We start from the raw sequence: 21,236 nt of genomic DNA on the forward strand, positions 1-21,236 counted from the left end.
TGATTAGCTTAGTATAAAAGTAAGGTAGCTCGAAGCGTGAGTATTATTTATGAAAGGTGCAATTCAATCTCCTTATAGCAACGATCAAATTGCCGCTTGGTTGCGTGGATTACTGACAGTTGCGTGGGCAGATGGTAACTTTGATGCGAAAGAACAAGAATTAATTGCTAATATCACTGACACAGAATTGGCACCGAAAATTAAGTTTGACACATTAGAGCCAATTGAACCAGAGGAATTAGCTGCGGTGTTGGGTAAAAATACAACAGCAGCGGAAAATTTTTTGAGAACAGCGGTGATGGTAGCGATCGCAGATGGGACTTATTCTCCCAGTGAAGACGACCTTTTGCATGAGTTCTGCCTCGTTTTGGGACAGCCAGAGGAATTACTCAAAGCGTTGCGCTACACTATAGAACACCCACAGCAACTACAGACTCCTTCCGCCAATTTAACAAAACGGCAACTTGATGGATTGCGATCGATGCGTGAGTGGCTAGACAAACTAGAGATTCACGACCCCAGAGTCGCCCGCTTTTTGTGCAAAATGATACCTTCCCAGTGTCCCTTTGAGCGCGATGTCAACCTCTTTGGTCGGAAAATTGTTCACATTCCTCCGATGTGTAAAATAAATCCACTTTATGAACAACTTGTGGGTTTGCGTTTTCGCGCTCTTTCCTATCTAGCAGATGATTGCCGTGAAGATATTTCATCTTATATTTAGTTAGTGGTTAGTTGTTAGTTGTTAGGAGTTGGTGGTTAGTGGTTAGTGGTTAGTGGTTAGTTGTTAGAAGTTAGTGGAAAAGTAACAACTATCAACCAACAACCATCAACCATCAACTAACAACTATCAACCAACAACTATCAACCAACAACTATCAACTATCAACTATCAACTAACAACCATCAACTAACAAATAACTATGCAATTTATCGATCAAGCAAACATTGAAGTTGAAGCCGGCAAGGGTGGCGATGGTATTGTCGCTTTCCGCCGGGAGAAGTATGTGCCGGCTGGTGGTCCCTCCGGCGGAAATGGGGGACGCGGCGGTTCGGTGATTTTTGTGGCGAAGAACAATTTGCAAACTTTGCTGGACTTTAGATACAACCATCGCTTTCAAGGTGAACACGGTGAACGTGGGGGACCAAATAACTGTACCGGTGCAAATGGTAAGGATTTTACTGTCGAAGTTCCCTGCGGTACGGCTATTTATGATGCGGAAAGTGGTGAATTGTTGGCAGATTTAATTGAGCAAAATCAGACTTTTGTGGTAGCTAAAGGTGGTAAAGGTGGCTTGGGAAATCAACATTTCTTGAGTAATCGTAACCGCGCTCCAGAATACGCGCTCCCTGGATTAGCAGGAGAAATAAAGCAGCTGCGTCTGGAGTTGAAACTGTTAGCAGAAGTGGGAATTATTGGAGTACCAAATGCGGGAAAATCAACTTTGATATCAGCTTTGTCAGCAGCGCGTCCGAAAATTGCTGATTATCCTTTTACTACTTTGATACCGAACTTGGGTGTAGTCAGGAAACCGAGTGGTGATGGTACAGTTTTTGCTGATATTCCCGGATTGATTGAAGGTGCTTCTGGTGGTGCGGGGTTGGGACACGATTTTCTGCGTCACATTGAGCGGACGCGGGTACTGTTGCACTTGATAGATGCTACCAGTGAAGATGTGATAGGCGAATATAAAACGATTAAAAAAGAGTTACAAGATTATGGACGAGGTTTAGCAGAGCGATCGCTTGTTTTAGCACTGAACAAAATTGATGCGGTCGATCGCGAAACTGTAGATTTGGATGCACTAGCTATGCAACTTAATCATCTATCCTTTGCGCCAGTTTTCTTGATTTCTGCTGTTACCGGCGCTGGGTTACAGCCAATGTTACAGGAAATTTGGCGAATTCTTGATGAACTTAATGTGGTGGAACAACAAGTGGAGGTGTTGGGATAACTAGGGATTAGGGACTGGGGACTGGGGACTAGGAAAGAGATTTTTCTGGCTTCTGGCTTTTATATGTCCCAATTGACAAATAGCGCATAAATATAAGCGATAGTTTCCGAAATGACTGTTCGCACACCTTCGCTAGAAGTCCACCATTTATTTGGATTGTAACTTGATGGTTTGGCGGCAATTATTCCGACTTTGACTTTCGGGGCAAGTACTTGTTGAAATATTAGCCAACTTCTGCGAGCATGGGCATCAGAGGTTAACAAATTCATTGATTTTATCGGGGAATTTGAATTTGCTAGCCACTGACGAAGTGCGATCGCATATGAATGAGTCCGATCTTTAATTACATCTGGTGCCGCTACAACTGTCACTTTTTCTGATTCCATACCCAGCTTTTTTAAAGTTGCGGCGGCAATTGTGGCAAAATTATTATATTCAGCTAAATAAAATCCTCTTTCTACCGGACCTCCGGTGGTGAATATTTGTCGGTAGGAACCATTTTTAAATTCGGTAAATGCTTGTTTTACTGCGTAGTCTGTTACCCAACCTTCAAGTACCAAGACATCGGTTTTTATGGGAGAAGTGACGGCGAGAAACGGGTATAAATAAGTAATGCTGAAAAACATTACAGAAATCATTAAAGCGATCGCTATTACCCATCCCGGCGCCGTCAGTGTCCAAATTTCTTGGCGTTTTAGTAGCCGGATTTTTGGTCTTTTTTGATTTCGACGCTTTGTTGTTGACATTAAGCTGTATTTATGCTTTGGCTGTGCGCTCTGCTTTCAAATAAGCAAACACAGATTTGTCACCAATATCCGGAGGAATTTCTTGTATAGCTTTCCGCAAAGCAAATATTACAAACAAAATCGCCCAGATTCCTAATAAAACTTGTTCGGCTTGAGTTGGCAAAACACCTCCCAAATGTCCTAGCAACAGTATCGGCACTGTAAAGGTTAATACTTTTGTTTCTAAACGATTGAAGCAAAAAGCTTCTTTGAAAAATATACCTGTCAAAGCTGCGAAGATAAAACCAATTCCCAGCAAGGTAAGTGGTTGAGTGTAAACTGTCACAGCAAACGGTTGACTGTCAAAATGTCCCACTGCAAATGAGGAAATGCAACCGATGAGCCAGAAAGCTTGTAAAGCTCGGTGCAGGGGTGCTAAATAGATATGAATCGTCAGTAAACTCACACCCAGAGCAAGACAAAAGACAGTATACAAAGGTGTAATTGCTTGGATGGTAGTTGGGTTGGTGTCAAACAATACCAAAGCGCTGGCGATCGCAAAGCTGAGTGCGGCTACCATTAAAGCAGCGCGATAGATAATTACGCTTTTGCGATCGCTTTGATTAATTGTAAATTCGCCAAACTGACCTTGATAAACCGATGGTGGCGATTCTGTTAGAGTCATAACAATCTTGGATTTGAATCTATATTTCCTATGCTAGGAGAGATTGTGCAACTTTTTTGCTCGTTGATGTTAGTTAGTCTCTATTCTGGAAAATTCTATCAGTAATAACTCTTAAAATCATCCTTTATTCAGATAAGTTTATACTTTTTATGAATGCTCAAAATACTAACGACCTCTCAACCGAAACTAGCATCAATAAATTGGGTTTCCAGGATAGTAACGGTCTAAGTACAGTTTTCCATAAGAACGAGCGCGTTTTTTAACGCAAAGGAACGCGGAGGGAAGCGCAGAGTGACGCAGAGTTTTCGTGATAAATTTTCGACATTAATTTATGCAATAGAGAAGTCGGGGTTCTTGTTGCTCAAAAAATACTTCTACCGCATCTCCCAACTTCATCTGCAACTGTAACTGTGCATTGCCGCTGTTGATGGCAATTTCTACCCAACCGTGACTGCCAATTAAAGCGATCGCATCCCCAACTTCTACATCAGCGTAAGTTTCACAACCTGCGATCGTCAACCCGGCAGCTTTGACATACCAGGTTTTACCTTTTACGTAACTTGCTTCAATGTTGCTGACTAAGTTGCCAAAATGGTCAATATATTGTATAAAACCAGTTACGCCAGTTTCTGTTAAACTGGATTCTGCTAAATTTAACTTTATCAACTTTGCTGGATCGATTTCTCTCCCTAGCTCCTTTAAAGAAACGCCGGTAGCAAGATGCGCTGCCACAGGTGCAAAAATATCTCTTCCGTGAAAAGTTCTGCTGGGTTGTTGAGTTCGCCAATATTGAGAGTTTGTCAGTTCGACTGCGGCGATCGCGGGACTTTGACTAAGTACCCCGCTAAATATACCATTGTCAGGTCCCACCAAAAACCCATGAGCTAATTCTAAGGCGATCGCTCTCCTGATTCCTCCCACCCCTGGATCTACCACCGCTAAATGCACTGTCCCATTTGGGAAATAAGCATAAGCATTCATCAAGCAAAATCTCGCCGCAGCGATGTTTTGTGGCGGTATTTGGTGCGTTAAGTCTATTGTGGTTAATTTTGGGTTGATTTGGGCGATTACTCCCTTCATTACCCCGACATACACATCGCGATCGCCAAAATCGCTAAGTAAGGTGATTTGACTCATCTGGAAAAAAATGTATCAATTGGAATATATAAAACCACATTTTTCTGTAGCCTATGTTACGGAAGTTGTGTTATATTCAAAATTGAAGACATAAAGCAAAAACTTAGAGGGAAAATTTATGCTTACTAACAGAATCCAAGCGGCAAAACAAGCTGAAGAAATTCATCACCAAAATCTGCAAAAAAACCTAGAACATCGCTTGGAAGTAGCTAGAGCTAAAGGTGACGAAAAGCTAGTACGTCAACTAGAAGCCGAAATGAAGTATATAGGGTGAACAAGCACCACAATTGTAAAAAATTATTTCTTGATAAACAGCCCGCGAAAGCGGGTTTTACTTTTTTTGAATTTAGCCAGGGACTATAAGTCCCTGTCTTATAGCTTAAGTCCTCTGAAAGAGGACTGTTTGAGAATATTTTTGAAGTCAAATTAGCTACTAAAAACTGTTCAATTCATTACACCCCACACCCCACACCCCACACCCAGGAGCGAAGCGACGATAAAGTATAATGCTTGACTAGCAAAGCTTTCACATCAAGGTAACACCAGATGAAAGAGACAACCCCCGATATCAAAGTTTTAAGGGATACCGTTTACGACAAAATTCCGTTTATTTATGCCCATCTACTTATTTAAAATTGCGAATCTGCTTGATTACTCAGATTTGCTGTTAGTTTCTTGCATGTAACTTAACAACCAATTTGCCGCAGTCGCTCTACGAGTTTGTCGAGGTCCAAATTCACCGATTTTATAACCTTTGAAACCTAGTTGTTGTTTCAGCAATTGTTTATTTTCCGCAGGAATAGAACGAGTCAATTTAACTGTTGGGGGGCGATTTTCAATAAAATTTGGTGGTTCTGGGTACTCATCCCGCCATTCTGGTAACACTTGACTAGTGTCCCATTGTCCGGTTGTTTCGTCGTAGCGATAGCCTAAGTAATGCCATACCAATTTGTTAACTACGGCATCATCAATTTCTTCATTAAGAATTGCCCAAATGGTTTCGGTATTGAGTGGAGGCAGGTTAGACATAAGGAAAAAATGTTAGTTGTTGTTGGTTGTTGGTTGTTGGTTGAGGCTGGCAACAATGACCAGAAAAAATAGTTAAACCTCGTCTACCTTGAAAACCGTAGTTTTCTGCCAAGACTTTGAGATTGCTTCCTTACGTCGATAGGGACACATCTGAATAATTATAAACTTCAGGTTTCAACATGGACGAGGTTTAGTTGAGGCTCGGAAGGATAATGACTAGGTTTAAAATCACTTTTTTCAACTAAAAAACTAGATATTATGTCAATAAAGCAGGTAAACTAGATATCGTCAATAGTATGCCATTGAATGGAAAGTCTTACAGCATCCCCGCAAATCTGCGCCCACGTATTTGTTACGGGGAGAGTTCAAGGAGTAGGTTATCGCTACGCTACTGTCGATACAGCTAGGCAGTTGGGATTGCACGGCTGGGTGCGAAATCTCCCCGACAATCGCGTGGAAGCAGTCTTTGAGGGAGCGCAGAATGTTGTAGAAGAGATGATTCGCTGGTGTCATTCTGGACCACCTGCTGCTATGGTTCAAAATGTAGTAGTTGAGTATGAAAAACCAAAAGGATTGCAGGGATTTGAAGTTAGGCGTTTTTCAATGTAAAAGTAAAAGTATTTGTATATTTAAACACTAAATTTTTGGCAAAAATATTTTTTATCTCATTTCTAGACATTAAACATCGACCCAATTTAAATATGCGTTATCGAGAACCATTAGACATCTCCAGAAAAGACGTAAAGACGTTCCGTCGGAACGTCTCTACAAGGGTTTCGGGCAACGCATAATTAATTTTTACCAGATGTCTATTGATATTTTTTGAAGTTTTAATTATTCATTACTCGTCCATCTCCTTTAATGTAGCTAATGCTGACGGAGATAAACGACTGAGATAACGGAATATCCAATATTTAAATATAGTGTCTAAAATCACAGGAAATGTCGCGATAAATAAAAATATTGCGCTTCTATTTGCTGCTAAACCTAAATGTTCTGATAATCCTTCTAGAACAACTTCCCACCCATGTGGTGAGTGGAATCCGACAAATATATCTGTGAATAAAATAATTAAAAAAGCCTTAGCACTATCACTTAGACCATAAACAATTTCATCCATAAAAGACTTGATCATCACAATTTCCCTTTTACTTGTAGCGATGACTACGCCAAAAGCGATTAGTGATATCAAATCAGCAAAAACATTGCTAATGGCATTATTGCTTTTACCAATAAATTCTTCGGCAAGTTTAAGTGCTTTATATTTGACTTTTTCTTCTATCACCTCAGAAGAAAGCAGGGGTGCTTGATGAACCAAATTGTTAAATTTAAGTTGTCTTTCAAAACTCTTTAATTCTTCGAGAGCTTCTTCTTCCATTTCCGAGTTCAGGAAAATTTCGGGTGTGTTTTCACCTCTAACGCGCTCTAATATAGGACTTATTATAAATTGTTTCGATAGTATTTGCGTTAAAAGCGGTACAAGAACTAGCATTGTCAAAAATTTTACAGCCGTTGTTGTTCTATTTCTAGAAACTCGGTAATCTTGAACAAATTGCTGCTCTGATTGCGGATTAAAATCACTTTTTATTTTATTAATTGTTCTGCCAATTGACCTAGGTATGAATCCGGTTTTTTTCATGACAGGTTGAATCTTTTTTACTTCTTCAGGAGATGAATCTGGTTGCTTTTTCACTTTGTCACTCCTAATTTATAGTGGTTCAATGGAAGCTATGGTGCTAAATGTTTGCGGATATGCTATGTGAGCTCTCTTGACTCGCTAAGAAAGCGTGTCTACGAGCTTTTCATCTGGGCTATACTTAGTTATCACCTCATCAATCAAATCGCAGACATAATCTTATCTGTATATTTAGCTGTTGTTATTTATATTAATTCAAAATTGATAATGGCTAATAGACATAGGAGTAAAAATGAACTATGCGTTACCCGAAACCTTTGTAGAGAGGCGATATATCGCGTCTCTACATTGTTTTTCACTCCTATGTCTAATGAGGAATTATTCATTAGCTATTACCATTTGTTATAGGTTTTGTCAAGTAATAATAATTTATTTTTAATAATGTATACAATTAAAAATCACCGCCACTTTCCTGATATATATTAAGTATATTCCGAAATTCTGCAACTTGAGGTTGTAACTAAGTGTAGAAAAACATTAGTGTTAAACTAAACACATTTTTGTACTTATGAAAATAAAAATATATAGTCACGTTTTGACTGGGTTTGCACGAGTTTTTGGTATAGCTGCGCTGACTAGTTTAGCAACAGGTGCAATGAATCTACCTAGCTATGCTGAAGGCACGACTTTTTACTGCGGCAAAAGCAATAGTGTACCGACAACATTTGTTCGCACTCAAGACGGAAAGAATTTGCCGATTATTCGCTGGATTACTACGTCTTTGGGCAGTAAGGAATTGACACCTGTAGAACGCTGCAAACAGGTGTCTCGGAGATTTCAAACAACTTATGATAACCGTACTCTAAGATATATCAAAGCAGGTACTCTCAACGGACTGCCTGTGGTGTGCGCTGCTGCTGAAAAAAACGCTGCTTGTACAGATAGAACTTTGTTATTTACTCTCAAACGAGGCAGCGATCCCAATGCAACTGCACGCCAATTATTCGATCGCCGTGCTTTGGCAGCTGGAAACGCTACAAATCAACTTGGTGGTAACACAAGCAACGACCCGGTGAATATTGATGTAGAAGCGTATTTGTACTTTACATCATCTCAGCCGAGTACAGACACTAAACATTTAAAGATGTAATTTACTTGTTTAGGTAGATGGCAAGGAGTCATGATGAGGAAATAACTCAAAAAATTAAATGAATTGGCGTAAATTTACACTGATTGCTTGTGCGGGCAGTTTATGTATCACTTTGTCAAGATTGGCAGTAAATGTCAGTAGTAGTAAGTTGGCAAAACCGGAATTATCGGTTGCTCAATTATCCATACAACAGTTACATAATCAGGCGCAAGCTATTACTGTGAAGGTAATATCGCGAGATGTATTAGGTTCAGGGATTTTATTAAAAAGGCAGGGCTACTTTTATACTGTGGTGACGAATGCTCATGTGTTGCGATCGCAGAATCCCCCGTATCGCATTCAAACTAATGATAAGCGGATCTGGGTGGCTGATGTGCCTAAAACTATTCGCTTTGGGCAAAATGATTTGGCTTTATTGCAGTTCCGCAGCACTGGCATTATTTATAGTGTGGCATCTTTTGGTTCTTCGCCGACGGTGGGGGATGAGGTGTTTGCAGGTGGGTTTCCTTCTGAAGAAGAGAAAACTCAGAAACATGGCTTTGCATTCACTAGTGGGAAGATATCTTTGAAGCTGCACAAAGCTTTGGAGGGAGGATATCAGTTTGGCTATACCAATGATATCGAAAAGGGTATGAGCGGCGGACCATTGTTAAATCGTCGTGGTGAAGTTGTCGGTGTAAATGGGATGCACGCATATCCACTATGGGATGCACCTTCTGTGTTTGCTGACGGTTCGGAAGCTGACGCAGCTTTGCACAAAAAAATTACTCACCTCAGTTGGGCTGTACCGATAGAGACTGTTATTAAGTTTATTGGAGCATTAAAGCAATGAATTTTTATTCTCGACTCGCACCAGCATTAATTGGGGTTTCAATTGCTTTTGTGCAAATGCAAGTGGTTGTAGCGCTATCACCGACTGAGGTGAATAAAATTGCTAAAGAAATCACGGTGCTGATTCAAAGTAAAAAGCCTCGGTTTGGTTCTGGGGTAATTGTTAAGAAAGAAGGCAATATTTACACTGTGCTAACTGCGGCTCATGTGGTAGATGTGGCAGATAATTATGAAATTGTTACTTCTGATAATCGGCGCTATGCAGTTAATTATAACACAATGAAAGTGTTGCCAGGAGTAGATTTAGCTGTGGTGCAGTTTAGCAGCAATCAAAATTATCCTGTGGCAAAAATAGGCAATTCTGACGTGAGTACAGAAGGGACAACGGCTTATGTAACTGGGTTCCCTGCACCAACATTTGCGATTAATCAATCGATTTATACTTTCAGTGATGGGCGGATTACTGCTAATGCTTCAAAAGCTCTGCGTGATGGCTATAGTTTGGTCTATAGCAATAATACGTCAGAGGGGATGAGTGGTGGTGCAATATTAAATGAAAATGGTGAATTAATCGGAATTCACGGGAGAGCAGATAAAGATACTAAAGAAATTAAAACAGGGTTTAATTTGGGTGTTCCAATTAATACCTTTTTGAAATTATCAGCAACAACTAAGGTAGATGTAGGTGTTTCTTTTCCTAACACTCCAGTTACAACAAAATCTAAAGCTGACGACTTGTATATTCAGGGTGTAGATAAGTATGGCAAAGGAGATTTTAAAGGAGCGATCGCTGATTTAACGGAAGCAATTCGCCTCAATCCTAATTATACTTTAGCCTACGTCAATCGAGGTAATGCCCGCGATGATTCAGGAGACAAGCAGGGAGCATTAGCTGATTATAACTCGGCGCTACGCATTAATCCTAATAATGCCCTAGTTTATTACAATCGAGGTATTACACGTTCTAGTTTGGGAGATAAAAAGGGGGCAATTAGCGATTACAACTCTGCCATCAAGATTGATCCCAAATATACCAATGCTTACAATAACCGGGGTCTTATCCGCTCTAGTTTGGGAGATAAGCAAGGGGCACTTGCTGATTATAACTCTGCCATCAGCATTAATCCTAACTATGCTCTAGGTTATTACAACCGAGGTATTATCCGCAACGGTTTGGGAGATAAGCAAGGAGCGATCGCTGATTACAATCAAGCTATAGGCATTGATCCCAAATATGCCAACGCTTACAACAATCGGGGTCTTGTTCGCTACAACTTGAAAGACTATCAACAAGCATTAGCTGATTATAACTCTGCTATCAGCATTAACCCTAAGGATGCTAAGGCTTATTACAATCGGGGTCTTGTGCGTGATGAGTTGAAAGACAAGCAAGGAGCGATCGCTGATTACAATACTGCTATCAAGATTGACCCTAACTATGTTAATGCTTATATCAATCGAGGTGCTATCCGCTATGAATTAAGAGACAACCAAGGAGCGATCGCTGATTACAATACTGCTATCAAGATTAATCCCAATGATGCCGATACTTATTATAACCGAGGTCTTGTCCGCGATAATTTAGGAGATAAGCAAGCAGCACTTACTGATTACAATACTGCTATCAAGATTGACCCTAATTATGCTAGAGCTTACAACAAGCGGGGTCTTGTTCGTTACAGTTTGAAAGAGTTTCAGGTAGCAATTACCGATTATAATTCTGCTATTCGCCTCAATCCTAACTATGCTGAAGCTTACGTTAACCGAGGTAATGCTCGCGACGATTTAGGAGATAGGCAAGGAGCATTAACTGATTACAATCAAGCCATCAAGATTAATCCCAACGATGCCGATGCTTATTATAACAGGGGTATTACCCGCGACAGATTGAAAGATTCCCAGGGAGCATTAGTTGATTACAATCAAGCGATCGGCATTAATCCTAACTATTTCTTAGCTTACAATAACCGGGGTCTTATCCGCTCTAATATGGGAGATAGACAAGGAGCATTAGCTGATTACAGCTCTGCGATCAAGATTAATCCTAACTATGCCCTAGCTTATTATAATCGGGGTCTTGAGCGTATTTCTTTAGGAGAGAAACAAGCAGGATTGGCTGATTTGGAGAAAGCAGCTGAACTGTATCAACAACAAGGAAGAAAAGAAAATTACCAAAAAACCGTTGAGTTAATTAAAAAGTATCAGTAGTGTTAGATAATGCGATCGCATGACTGGATTTTGGTTTGTGCGATCGTACCTTTGCGTCATCTACAGTGTTCCCGGATCAACTGCTACAATCCCTTCAACTGCATAGCGAGTGAAATCAGTTGTATTAAATGTCAGAATATGGGTAACACCGTTTGCTTTCATGCTAGCAACAAGGTGAGCATCATGTACTTGCACACCTGACACATTATATGTAACCACAAGCCGACGCCACTCAGGATAAATCGCAGGTGTATCAGATTAATGGAAACAAACGTTCAATTACCTGTAATAAGCGATTTGCATAGGTTGGTGTTAACCCTAACCCATTTTTTGCTGTTGGTCTTGTAGCTACGTTCCAAAATTCTCTACAATTTTGTGACGTTATTGTTAATTGCGCTCCATTTGCTCTGAGGTTTTTTCTCACATTTCTGACAATTGTGTTTAATGGACTGTTACGATCCACAAAACGCAGTAAAAAGTTTGTATCTACAAGATATATCACAGCTAGGAATGTTCTTCGTAAATACCTTCACGACTCACTGCATAATCTGAAAGTGTTGGTATTGAGTTAACATGTGATGCAAACTCATCTAATAATCTATCTATACTTTCTTCTAACTTTTGTTCATCCTCGCACTGCTTATCGTTTAATTGAGTAGGTGTTTGTTCCAGGAATGCTTCTACAGTTGGTGCAAACGCTTCAGCTAATAGCTCTCGAATGCTTTGGGGATCATGACGTGCGATACTTTCTTGTAGTTTTCGTTTCAATTCCGGCGACAATTGCAGGGTAATAATCGTCATAATTTAATAGTGCAGTTAAACCGATTTTTTCATATTATGTCATATCTGGCAAATCACATATATTGCAAAGACGTTCCATGGTCACGTCTCTACTGAATTTCAAATGATTTAATCATTGTTTCTGCTGTTTGGATAAAGTCGTTGTAATTATCTATTGCTGCTGTGTAAGTAACTACATATGCTTTATCACCTTTTAAAGTAAAAAGTTGCATACTTTTTAAATTATTGTCTCCACCTTTACCAGTATAAATTAATTGATATGCAGATTTATTTGCAAGTGTCGTTTCCCTTGGCTTTTGAATTTCAGCATTTACTAAATGTTTTGTGATGTCGTTTGTCGATGTATCGCTAAAGTCTTGTAATGTCCCAGAAAAATCTTGAACGCTGATGATTAGTTTTTCTTGGAATTTATCTGCATCAGTTTGTTTGGCAGAGACAAATGCAACTACTTCCCCAGTGATGGGATTGTCTATATCTCGTCTTTCCCAGCTTTGGGGATATTTGATTGTTATCCCTAAACTTGAATTTCCATAAGTTAAGAAATTTTCTGGTGGTTTGGGACGAGGAATTAAGTACCAATATGCAATACTGATTGTAAGTACTGCTGCGATCGCTAATCCAATAATAAAGTTTTTAGGCGATCGCCAGACTTTTGTGGGTGAATGTGACAGATCGTTTAAAGCTTTTAATGCATCCGTTGCTGAGTGGTAACGCTGACGAAAGTCGTAGCGCACCATTTTATCTAAAATATCTGCTGATTTTTGGCTTACTTGTGCTTGATGACGCCAAATAATTTCATTTGTTTGAGAGTCTTTTTGTAAATTATTTGGGAATATTCCTGTAAGTGCTTGGATACCAATCATTCCCACTGCGTAGACATCGCTGCTCAATTGCGGATTACAACTAGCTTGTTCGCTTGGCATGTAACCAAAAGTACCAATCGCAACCGTAAAACGCGTTTCACCTTGAGCATTAACTACTTGGGTACTGATTTGTTTGACTGCACCAAAGTCAATCAAGACAATTTTACCATCTTTGCGCCGCCGGATGTTTGATGGTTTGATATCTCGGTGAATGATTTCGTGCTGATGAACGAAGGCTAAAACTTCTAAAATATCTTGTAAAAGTTTAATTACTACAGCTTCACTCAATTTTTGACCTAAAATCACTTCTTGACTCAGGTCGTGTCCTTCGATAAACTCTTGAACTAAATAAAATTCTTCGTTTTCTACCAGATGAGCCAAAAGACGAGGGATTTGGTCATGGTTTCCTAACCTTTCTAGCATTTTGGCTTCGTTATCAAAAAGCCGTCGTGCTTCCCGCAAGGTGTGGGGGTCTGTGTTTTTTGGTTGAAACTGCTTGACAACGCACTGAGGATTTCCTGGTCGTTGCATATCTTCAGCGACGAAAGTAACTCCAAACGCACCTTCTCCCAAATGTTTAATAATTTGGTAGCGTCCACCAAGCTTTTTACCCAGCATTACAGTCACCATACCTGCAAGTTATCACCTTAGTTGATAATGATTTTCGCACACAATTAGAGTTGCTAATGTTTACGAAATATTGATATATCTAGACATAGTAACGAATACGTGCCGGGGTTTGATGAGATTATTCTCTGCCGATAATCATAGAAGAGCGCTAAAGCCAGAAAATTACCTCAATGAGCGAAAGATGACGCGTCCTAAACAATCTTCTTGGTTGATTCGCGCATATACTCGCAGACATGTTAAAACTTCTCCGGGTGTACCGCCGCAATCTAATTGTAAGTCATCTTTGGAAAAAGCACAGATATCGGCGTAAAGTCCGGATAATTGGCGAATTCTTACATCATAGCCTGCGTTGTTTACCCTATCGGCTACTTTTTTCAGGATGCGTCGCGATTCTTGTTGTAATTTCCCCCACCACGAATAGCGTTCGGCTGGAGGAACGAATAAAAGGGAGTGTATTGCTTCGTCGATATCAATCCAAGCACGCAGAGTTAATAAGGGATATGCATTTTGTTCAGCTTTTTGGATGCGTTGATAGCGATCGCTTAAAGCTTCAATATATTGAGTTCGCTGTTCTGGTTTTGAATGCAAAGATACAACATCAAAGCTAAAAATACTTTTTAAAGCATGATGCAAATCTGGTTCAATTTCGATAAGTTTTATCAACAAACTCACCATACATGCAAGTAGATACATATCATTTGATTCTTGTCCATGAGTCATTTCATTTTGAGACAACTGCAAACCTTGGACATTCACACTACCGCTGAGTCCTGGGTAAATAATTTCATCGCGGATAAAAGGAAGTTGGTATAAATTTGAATTATCCTCAATAGCACCAGCTTCTTGAGCAAGATTCAAAGCATTTTGACGCCAATATGTAGCTACATCCTCTGGAATTCTTAACAGCTTTCGTTGAATTTCGTTCCACAAATCTGAGTCAGTCTGGCTTTGAAGTGGTGAATTTCCTAAATATAAAGTTAGCTCTTTGTCATCATTAAATTCATCTCGCAAGCGTGTTAGTTTTAACTCATTTGTGGAGGTGATATTATTTAAAGGGGCAACGGTTGAAGGTTGTAAAAGATGACAAAGTTCTTGCAGCACTTCGTCGCATATTTTCGCTCCGGGATCGTTAGATAATTCTGCTTGAGCTTTTTTCAGAGAAGCTTCTAGTCCGTACAAACTAAACCGTAATAACCGGGCTAATTCTGAGTTTTCTACTTCTAAAAGTCGGCGTAAGTGCTGCATAATAAATTAGGAGTTAGGTAGAGACGTTCCGGCGGAACGTCTGTACTATAACGTTCCGGCGGAACGTCTGTACTATAAGTTAGGAATTAAAAAATTAGAAAAGAATGGAGAAATAATTTTTCTCACGCAGAGACGCGGAGGAGAAGAAGAATCATGATTTTTTCAACTTAAATATTCACAACTCCTAACTATTAATGAATGCCGCAAAATGGATCGCGTTCTTTATCAACTTCGTTGGGTTGTAATTCTAGTTCAGCGCGAAAAACACATCCTTCTTCTTTGAGACATTCTTCATTTGTTGATGTCCAGTAAGGGACTTCACCAGCGTGCATCCGGAGAATGCCTTTCTCATCAAGGGTAACATGATATTGACAAGGATAATCTGTGGTTATTTCTGGTTTAGTTAGGGCGCCAATTCTGATCCATTTATTGGTGTTTCTTTGGGGATCTGTTTGATAAATGTAGAAGGTGTGCTGACTGTTTTGGGGAAAGGGAGGTAAGGGTTTACTGATTAAACCGGTTCCTGTTTCTTGTAAGCGATCGCGTACATAACGAAATTCTTTGATAGATTTACTATCATTGCTTTCTGCCACAAATACCAAATGATAAGCATCTGGTTGATCGACTGTTGCTGACTCGATCACATTGACTGCAATGTCACCATTATTCAGCTTTTGATAGGGACGTTCAATGGCAATATTCCAATTCAATTTACCATCAGAAAATAACTTTGAGCTTTCGGCAGTGGGGAAGTGCGCTAATATTGCTATTCCGACATCAATACCAGGAACATCAATTAAATAATGTGGATTTCCTCGACAAAGTAACACGTTAAATTGTAGTGTTTGGTCAATTTCAAATTGAACTTTAATTTTGTTGAGAAATTCTGATTCTTCTATCTTCAATTTCTCCATTAAAGTTTTACCATCAAAGCTACCCCAAAGCCGCAAATCTCCATCTTCGTAATCTTGACGATAGATGATGTTGCTTAATTGTATCCCTTGCCAATTGGTGCGAACTTTTGCTACAGATTCCCTATCAGCTAATTGATAAAGTTCTTGTCCAGCTTGAAAGATTGGTAGTAAGTCGTTGCTTTGAGTTTTGCGTTTAAAGTTGCAAGGTAAATAATAAAATAAATTTTTGACATCTATTTCTAGTTGATTTGCTCCCTTACGTAGCAATCCTTTAGATTCTTCTGGATCGAATCTGAGTCTTCGCAGTTTTTCAGCGTAGCAAGCACCGGCAGAGGTAGCTAATTTAGTAAACTCTAAAACAAAGGTAATTCGCTCTGGATTCCAAACAAAATATTGTGATTTACTAAATTCCTGATAAATTTCTTGCTGGACTAAATCAAGATTGCAAGTTTTCCCAGATAGAATTAACCAATCAACTTTTTGTCCGCTACTTAGCAATCGACTTTCCATCAATCCTTTAGCAATGCCAATTGCTTCTTTAATTGCTGTAGCTGCGGTTCTTTCAAATTGTTGACTGTCTAAGGTGACGTTAATATTATGAGCATTTTGAATGTTGAATTTAATGCTACTTTGTGTTAATAATTCGGAAATTTGTTGTTCAGAAACAGTGAAGGTTAAAGTAGAACCGTCTGCTGGTGACTTTTGTCCTAATTTGAGTTTGGCAGCTTCTGCAAGTTCCCAAAGGGCGTAAAATGTTTGTAAGCGTTGAGGTGCTTGTTGCCAACGAGTAGGTAACACTTTCTCCGCAGTATCTAAAGCATCTTTGTAAGCTGCATCACCTTCAGGATTTTCTTTATCTACACATTTCAAAAGACTGCCGCTTTTAAATTTTCCTTGTTCTAAAAAGCGCTCGTTTAATTCGGAATTAATTAAATCTTCTAATTTATCGCTTTCTAAAGAACCGAGAGTAATTGCTGTTAACAAAGAATCAGCGATCGCTACTTTCAAAAGCCGAAACATTCGCAGTGTAATTAACTCACCACCTAATTGCAAATGACCAGATGAACCTAACAACTTGGGAGTAAGTCTATAGTAGCGTCCTCCAAGTCCTCTATCTTCATTATCTCCAAAAAAGGGAGTTTTATCTTCTAAAGTTAATTCAATTAAAGCTAAATCAGTTGTTCCCCCACCAATATCTAAAACAAGCACATTTTGCGACCATTTATTTTTTTCTTGATGACAGCGAGTTTTGAAAGATTCAATTCCAATATTCAAATTACCACCAAACTCTCGCCACAAAAAGAATATTGCCACAGAAACAGCTTCATCGTAAGCTGTTTGCACATCATCAATACCAAGTTGTTCCACAAGTTCTTTAATTTCCTTGCGAATAACTGGGGGGGCAACAGTTGGATAAGTCACAACTGCCGTCAACAAATCCCCTTCGGAAAATTTGCGTCGTGCACGTTGTCGATAATCTTCAGTTAACTCAACAAGATGTCCCCAAGCAGCTTGAATTAACTGATTAACAGTAATTGTAGTTTTTTCGCCTTCTATAATAACACCAAAAGACCGATCTTGACCGAAATATCTTTTAGGTGAATGATGAAACTTGCTAATAATTTCCTCTAAAGAACCGCTAGTACCTTGAGCGATCGCCTTTTTTCTGTTGTCTCTCGCTTCTCTCCCCATCTTCAGTTTCAAAGCAGTCAAACTAGAAACTTCCAACTCACTAGGAATCTCCGTATCTCGACGATCAATATCTAACACAACCGGGATGAGATTTTGCGATTCTAGAGTCGGAACGCGGAACACTTCATGATATATTTGGTAAAGTTTTTTGCTGACAGCACGACGAAAGCGATCGCTTGTTCCCAAACATAATTCAATTTGACGAATCGCTTCTAAAAATCGCTCCTTATTATCACTTTCAAAAACTTCACCTAACTGACTTGGTTCTATTTCCAGATTTTTGCTAATTTCTGCGATGAACTTATCCCATTCACTTGCGCTAATATCTGGTAAAGCAATTGCAGCGGGAGAACTCAACCATTGTGCCATGCGATCGCGCAAACGTATCTCTTGTTCTCTCGGCAGAATTTCCGCGATAGGTACTTCAATGGGGTCAAATAATGTAACTGTAGAATTTGATGTGCCAAAATCTATCGCAAACCATCCGGGAAATCTTTTTTTTGGTTTCTCGATTTTGTTAAGTTGTTCAAAGTTCATTGTTAATAAATCTGTTAATTCTTTATTATTGTTTAATTGGAAAAGGTTCATATTTGTAGGGAATTTGGATTAAGAGAAACGAACCACGAAGACGCGAAGGACACGAAGAAAGGAGGAGAGAGGAATTAGTTTAGAAATTAGGTCAATTATATCTCTTTTCTCTTTCCTTCGTGTTCTTCGCTTCTTCGCGGTTCGTTATAAAATTAATTTTCACCAATCAAATCGAATTACTTTCAAAGTTAGCAATATCTAAAATAATCTGCAACCAACTAGGAATTTCCGCATTAATTTGCGATTCATCTGTTGCAATATATCTTAACAACGCTTCCTTTTTAGAAATATTTTGTAAACAAGGAACAATCTGATCTAAAATTCCTTCTAGTTCGGCATTAACTCGCTGATTCACTTCACTAACATACTGCACAAGATGTAAACTGGCACTAGCGGTAATTTCATCTCGCAGTCGCAGTACTAAAAGTTGATGGTTAGCGGTTCTGGGGTTGCTTTGGCTTCTTTCTGGCGCCCAATCAAAGATTTGTCCAATGTTGTGTTTATCGTCTTGACGCGCTAAGGGAAACATGTTAGCAGGGATGCTGGTTTTATCTTTACTACTAACTTCGGAAATTATCGCTTCTTGCCATTGGTTAGGATCGCATCCTAAAAGCAGTTTGTAAAATAAATCTGCTTCTTCATCACCAAATTTTTGTTGAATGTCTTGCTCCTGTTCGGGATGGAGAATTTCTCGCAAGCGATCGCGTTCTTTGGCTATTTGGTTTGATAACTTACTTAATGAGTCTACCACTGCTTGACTCAGGCGATCGCGTGCAAATTCTTCTAGTTCTTTAATTGTCTTTTCAAATGCTGGATAAAAATCATCGCTTTTAGTTGGGAGGGAACTATTAAGTTTATTTCCTCTATCAAATAATTTCCCTGCCGCACCTTTTGATTCTGTTAATGATATCATCCCGTTGTTTGCTTTGTTGAAAAGCAAAGTCCACTGACTCCAATTAAGTATTCTATAAGTTAGTTCGTCTTTCACCACATCGCTAACTGTAATTCCTCGTTTGTCTTTGAGTGGTTCTTTACTTAATTCTTTTTGGAATTTTCTATATGTTTTATCTAAGGTTTCTACGGCAAAGCGTAAGTCAAGAAAAGATTGACTTTCTGCCATTGGTATGCCTTGCTCTTTAATTTCATCTAAGATATTTTTCAACTTATCTTGTTGTTGATGCAAAGCATTAGTAGCTCGACGAGTATCTTCATAAAGCTGCTTGAAACCGTGAGTAGCTACGTGGGTTTGAATCAATTCTCGCAGTTTGCTAATGCTGCCATCTTGTGCAAAATAACTCAATTGTCTGCCTAGATGACTGCGGGAATCAGATTCTAACAAACGTTCACTTAAATGTCCCCATTTTTGTTGCAATCGCTTAGAACGATCTAAATAATCAGGATAATCTAAATTAGCTAAAAACTCTGGTGAACCTGCTTTCACTTTACTAGAGCGTTTGGCTAAATCAGCTAATCCTAAAAGTGGTGAGAGTAGAAGAATTCGCTCTTTTTGGCTAGTAAATGCGGATGCACCTTCAAGAGTTGTTTGCAAAACTTTGAGGTGTTGGCAAACGGTGTTTTCTTTTAAAGGATTATCTACATTATCGTTAATTAAGCTATCAAGTTCTCTTTCACCACCTTCACTTTCTAAAGGTAGTTGATCGAAGCGTCCTACACCTACTAAAATTAAATCTTTGAGGTCTTGTCCGGGACGTTGCTGTTGCATCATCGTGAAGATTTTGTTAGCGCGATCGCTTCCCGGAGATTTACCATTTAGTAAGACTAAAATTGTTTGTACTTCTGCCAATTCTCGCAACGACAAAAATGTATCTCTCACTCCCGAATTAGCAGCACCCAATCCGGGAAAATCTAATAAAATAAACTCTGATGTTCCACTCTTTCCGGAAAGATCCCAAATATCTTTTGATATTTTTACCTCAATATCTACACGACGAATCAGCGGAAAGCTATTTTGTAATAACTTTGCTGGCAGTCTTTGAGGTGCATTTGGTAATTTAATATGCGTTGGTGGTAAATCTTTAAAGTTGAGAGTCTGAATTGCCATCGGTTGATCGGCTAGCGTCAGTCCATCGCGGGCGGTGGTAGCATCAATATTGTAGCGCCTACCAGACATCGCCGCACCATAAGAATTATAAGCGCGAATGAAAGATACTAACTCGCGCAACAGATAACGCAACTCCAAGTTTTTACTATTGTTCCACGTTTCTTCGCACCAGCTAAGAATATCATTCCAGGTTTTCAGCTTTTCTTGGGGTACAGAAGACAATCCCGCTGCGATTGTTCTTTGGTTTGCCTCCCCCAGCATGAAGCGCAAGCACTCGTTAACCTCGTCGTGAGTCAAATACTCGACAGCAAAATTACTCAGTTGCGTAGTTTTAAAGTCTTCTTGCGGTTTGAGGTGGATAGCGGTAACGTTGCCTGTGGTAGGATTCTCACTAATTGGTAAAGCATCTGCGTAACCAATCAAACTGCCTAAAAGCAAAGTTTTTCCACTACTGAATTCACCCATCACACCGATTTTAACACTTGATGTAGCAAGTTTGACAGTTTTTTCAGCAGCTTCCCGGAGGTGAATCAGACAGTCATCTAGACTAGCTGGAACCCAATCTTCTTGTTGTGAAGGCTGTTGCGGTACTGAGTCTATTTTCCGGAGAATCGATTCACCATACTTTTGAAAACGATCCAGTTTTTCTGATTCCATAGGGAAGTTTTCCACTGATTTAAATTAAGGAAAGAATTTTTCTCACTTGAGAAGAAAGTAATTTGGGTAAGTGGTGCAGATACTTTATTAGCTACAAAACCGGAAAATGTCAATATCTATGAGGCAAAACATCTGTATAAGGTTCCAGTCCATTTTAATGGACTTGAGCTATGAGCCGTGGAATTAATTCCACGGCGGGTTATGAAGCTAATTGCAAATGATGCAATATGTCAATATTATCTGATTTGTGAAAATCTTAAGACTTAGATCCCCGACTTCTTAGAGAAGTCGGGATCTCATTGTTCACGAAGACATACATCTTTAATTAGTATTTCACTAAAACTTAACTTAAATTGATAAAAAATCTTAACCTTTTGAGTGTTAACTAAATACTGATTCACTTTTTGCTGCAACTTTTTAACCCCTCAAAG

18 protein-coding genes are annotated in these 21,236 nt (G+C 39.3%); 7 read left to right on the forward strand and 11 right to left on the reverse strand.

Annotated features, from left to right (window positions below):
* The first annotated feature begins 49 nt into the window (after positions 1 to 49).
* Positions 50 to 721, forward strand: a complete 672-nt coding sequence (locus TOL9009_RS0113495) for a Mo-dependent nitrogenase C-terminal domain-containing protein (RefSeq protein WP_029633278.1) — start codon at positions 50 to 52, stop codon at positions 719 to 721.
* Between the two features lie 199 nt (positions 722 to 920).
* Positions 921 to 1,952 (forward strand): GTPase ObgE, encoded by a 1,032-nt coding sequence (gene obgE, locus TOL9009_RS0113500; RefSeq protein WP_029633279.1) that lies wholly within the window; start codon positions 921 to 923, stop codon positions 1,950 to 1,952.
* Between the two features lie 59 nt (positions 1,953 to 2,011).
* On the opposite strand, the gene TOL9009_RS0113505 is transcribed toward obgE, so the two are convergent.
* The 3 genes from TOL9009_RS0113505 to TOL9009_RS0113515 form a co-directional block, all read right to left on the reverse strand.
* Positions 2,012 to 2,698 carry an ElyC/SanA/YdcF family protein gene (locus tag TOL9009_RS0113505; protein WP_029633280.1) on the reverse strand — a complete coding sequence of 229 codons (687 nt, stop codon included), beginning with the start codon at positions 2,696 to 2,698 and terminating at the stop codon, positions 2,012 to 2,014.
* 10 nt (positions 2,699 to 2,708) lie between these two features.
* Positions 2,709 to 3,362, reverse strand: a complete 654-nt coding sequence (locus TOL9009_RS0113510) for a DUF2301 domain-containing membrane protein (protein ID WP_038296337.1) — start codon at positions 3,360 to 3,362, stop codon at positions 2,709 to 2,711.
* A gap of 324 nt (positions 3,363 to 3,686) precedes the next feature.
* The gene (locus tag TOL9009_RS0113515) at positions 3,687 to 4,499 is read right to left on the reverse strand and encodes an SAM hydrolase/SAM-dependent halogenase family protein (protein ID WP_029633282.1); all 813 of its coding nucleotides are present in this window, start codon (positions 4,497 to 4,499) and stop codon (positions 3,687 to 3,689) included.
* 118 nt (positions 4,500 to 4,617) lie between these two features.
* On the opposite strand from TOL9009_RS0113515, the gene pirA reads away from it, so the two are divergent.
* Complete coding sequence (pirA, locus tag TOL9009_RS47255; protein WP_186227549.1) at positions 4,618 to 4,773, forward strand: arginine synthesis PII-interacting regulator PirA; 156 nt, start codon at positions 4,618 to 4,620, stop codon at positions 4,771 to 4,773.
* A 377-nt stretch (positions 4,774 to 5,150) separates the two neighbouring features.
* Here pirA and TOL9009_RS0113525 read toward each other — a convergent pair whose 3' ends face one another.
* Complete coding sequence (locus tag TOL9009_RS0113525) at positions 5,151 to 5,528, reverse strand: DUF1823 family protein (protein WP_029633283.1); 378 nt, start codon at positions 5,526 to 5,528, stop codon at positions 5,151 to 5,153.
* A gap of 306 nt (positions 5,529 to 5,834) precedes the next feature.
* On the opposite strand from TOL9009_RS0113525, the gene TOL9009_RS0113530 reads away from it, so the two are divergent.
* The gene (locus TOL9009_RS0113530) at positions 5,835 to 6,137 is read left to right on the forward strand and encodes an acylphosphatase (protein ID WP_029633284.1); all 303 of its coding nucleotides are present in this window, start codon (positions 5,835 to 5,837) and stop codon (positions 6,135 to 6,137) included.
* A 232-nt stretch (positions 6,138 to 6,369) separates the two neighbouring features.
* Here TOL9009_RS0113530 and TOL9009_RS39060 read toward each other — a convergent pair whose 3' ends face one another.
* Complete coding sequence (locus TOL9009_RS39060) at positions 6,370 to 7,221, reverse strand: hypothetical protein (RefSeq protein WP_051502890.1); 852 nt, start codon at positions 7,219 to 7,221, stop codon at positions 6,370 to 6,372.
* Between the two features lie 511 nt (positions 7,222 to 7,732).
* Here TOL9009_RS39060 and TOL9009_RS0113540 point away from each other — a divergent pair.
* Genes TOL9009_RS0113540 through TOL9009_RS0113550 form a run of 3 tightly spaced genes read left to right on the forward strand, consistent with a single transcriptional unit; the run spans position 7,733 to position 11,353 of the window.
* Positions 7,733 to 8,314, forward strand: coding sequence for a COP23 domain-containing protein (locus tag TOL9009_RS0113540; protein WP_029633285.1), 582 nt, complete (start codon positions 7,733 to 7,735; stop codon positions 8,312 to 8,314).
* Between the two features lie 58 nt (positions 8,315 to 8,372).
* On the forward strand, positions 8,373 to 9,146 hold the full coding sequence (locus TOL9009_RS0113545; RefSeq protein WP_029633286.1) for a S1 family peptidase: 774 nt from the start codon (positions 8,373 to 8,375) through the stop codon (positions 9,144 to 9,146).
* Positions 9,143 to 11,353 carry a serine protease gene (locus TOL9009_RS0113550; RefSeq protein WP_029633287.1) on the forward strand — a complete coding sequence of 737 codons (2,211 nt, stop codon included), beginning with the start codon at positions 9,143 to 9,145 and terminating at the stop codon, positions 11,351 to 11,353. The genes TOL9009_RS0113545 and TOL9009_RS0113550 overlap by 4 nt, the downstream gene beginning before the upstream one ends.
* 60 nt (positions 11,354 to 11,413) lie before the next feature.
* Here TOL9009_RS0113550 and TOL9009_RS49315 read toward each other — a convergent pair whose 3' ends face one another.
* The 6 genes from TOL9009_RS49315 to TOL9009_RS0113580 all read right to left on the reverse strand — a co-directional run bounded on the left by TOL9009_RS49315 (position 11,414) and on the right by TOL9009_RS0113580 (position 20,805).
* Complete coding sequence (locus tag TOL9009_RS49315) at positions 11,414 to 11,572, reverse strand: hypothetical protein (protein ID WP_242055393.1); 159 nt, start codon at positions 11,570 to 11,572, stop codon at positions 11,414 to 11,416.
* Between the two features lie 285 nt (positions 11,573 to 11,857).
* On the reverse strand, positions 11,858 to 12,154 hold the full coding sequence (locus TOL9009_RS0113560) for a hypothetical protein (RefSeq protein ID WP_029633288.1): 297 nt from the start codon (positions 12,152 to 12,154) through the stop codon (positions 11,858 to 11,860).
* 89 nt (positions 12,155 to 12,243) lie between these two features.
* Positions 12,244 to 13,635 carry a serine/threonine-protein kinase gene (locus TOL9009_RS0113565; protein ID WP_029633289.1) on the reverse strand — a complete coding sequence of 464 codons (1,392 nt, stop codon included), beginning with the start codon at positions 13,633 to 13,635 and terminating at the stop codon, positions 12,244 to 12,246.
* A 174-nt stretch (positions 13,636 to 13,809) separates the two neighbouring features.
* A complete protein-coding gene (locus tag TOL9009_RS0113570; RefSeq protein ID WP_029633290.1) occupies positions 13,810 to 14,892 on the reverse strand; it encodes a hypothetical protein in 1,083 nt (360 codons plus the stop codon).
* Positions 14,893 to 15,083: 191 nt separating this feature from the next.
* On the reverse strand, positions 15,084 to 18,086 hold the full coding sequence (locus TOL9009_RS0113575) for a virulence factor SrfB (RefSeq protein WP_029633291.1): 3,003 nt from the start codon (positions 18,084 to 18,086) through the stop codon (positions 15,084 to 15,086).
* A gap of 166 nt (positions 18,087 to 18,252) precedes the next feature.
* Positions 18,253 to 20,805, reverse strand: a complete 2,553-nt coding sequence (locus TOL9009_RS0113580) for a dynamin family protein (RefSeq protein WP_029633292.1) — start codon at positions 20,803 to 20,805, stop codon at positions 18,253 to 18,255.
* Positions 20,806 to 21,236: the final 431 nt, after the last annotated feature.

It is taken from the genome of [Scytonema hofmanni] UTEX 2349, assembly GCF_000582685.1.
GTDB classification, from domain to species: Bacteria; Cyanobacteriota; Cyanobacteriia; order Cyanobacteriales; family Nostocaceae; genus Hassallia; species Hassallia hofmanni.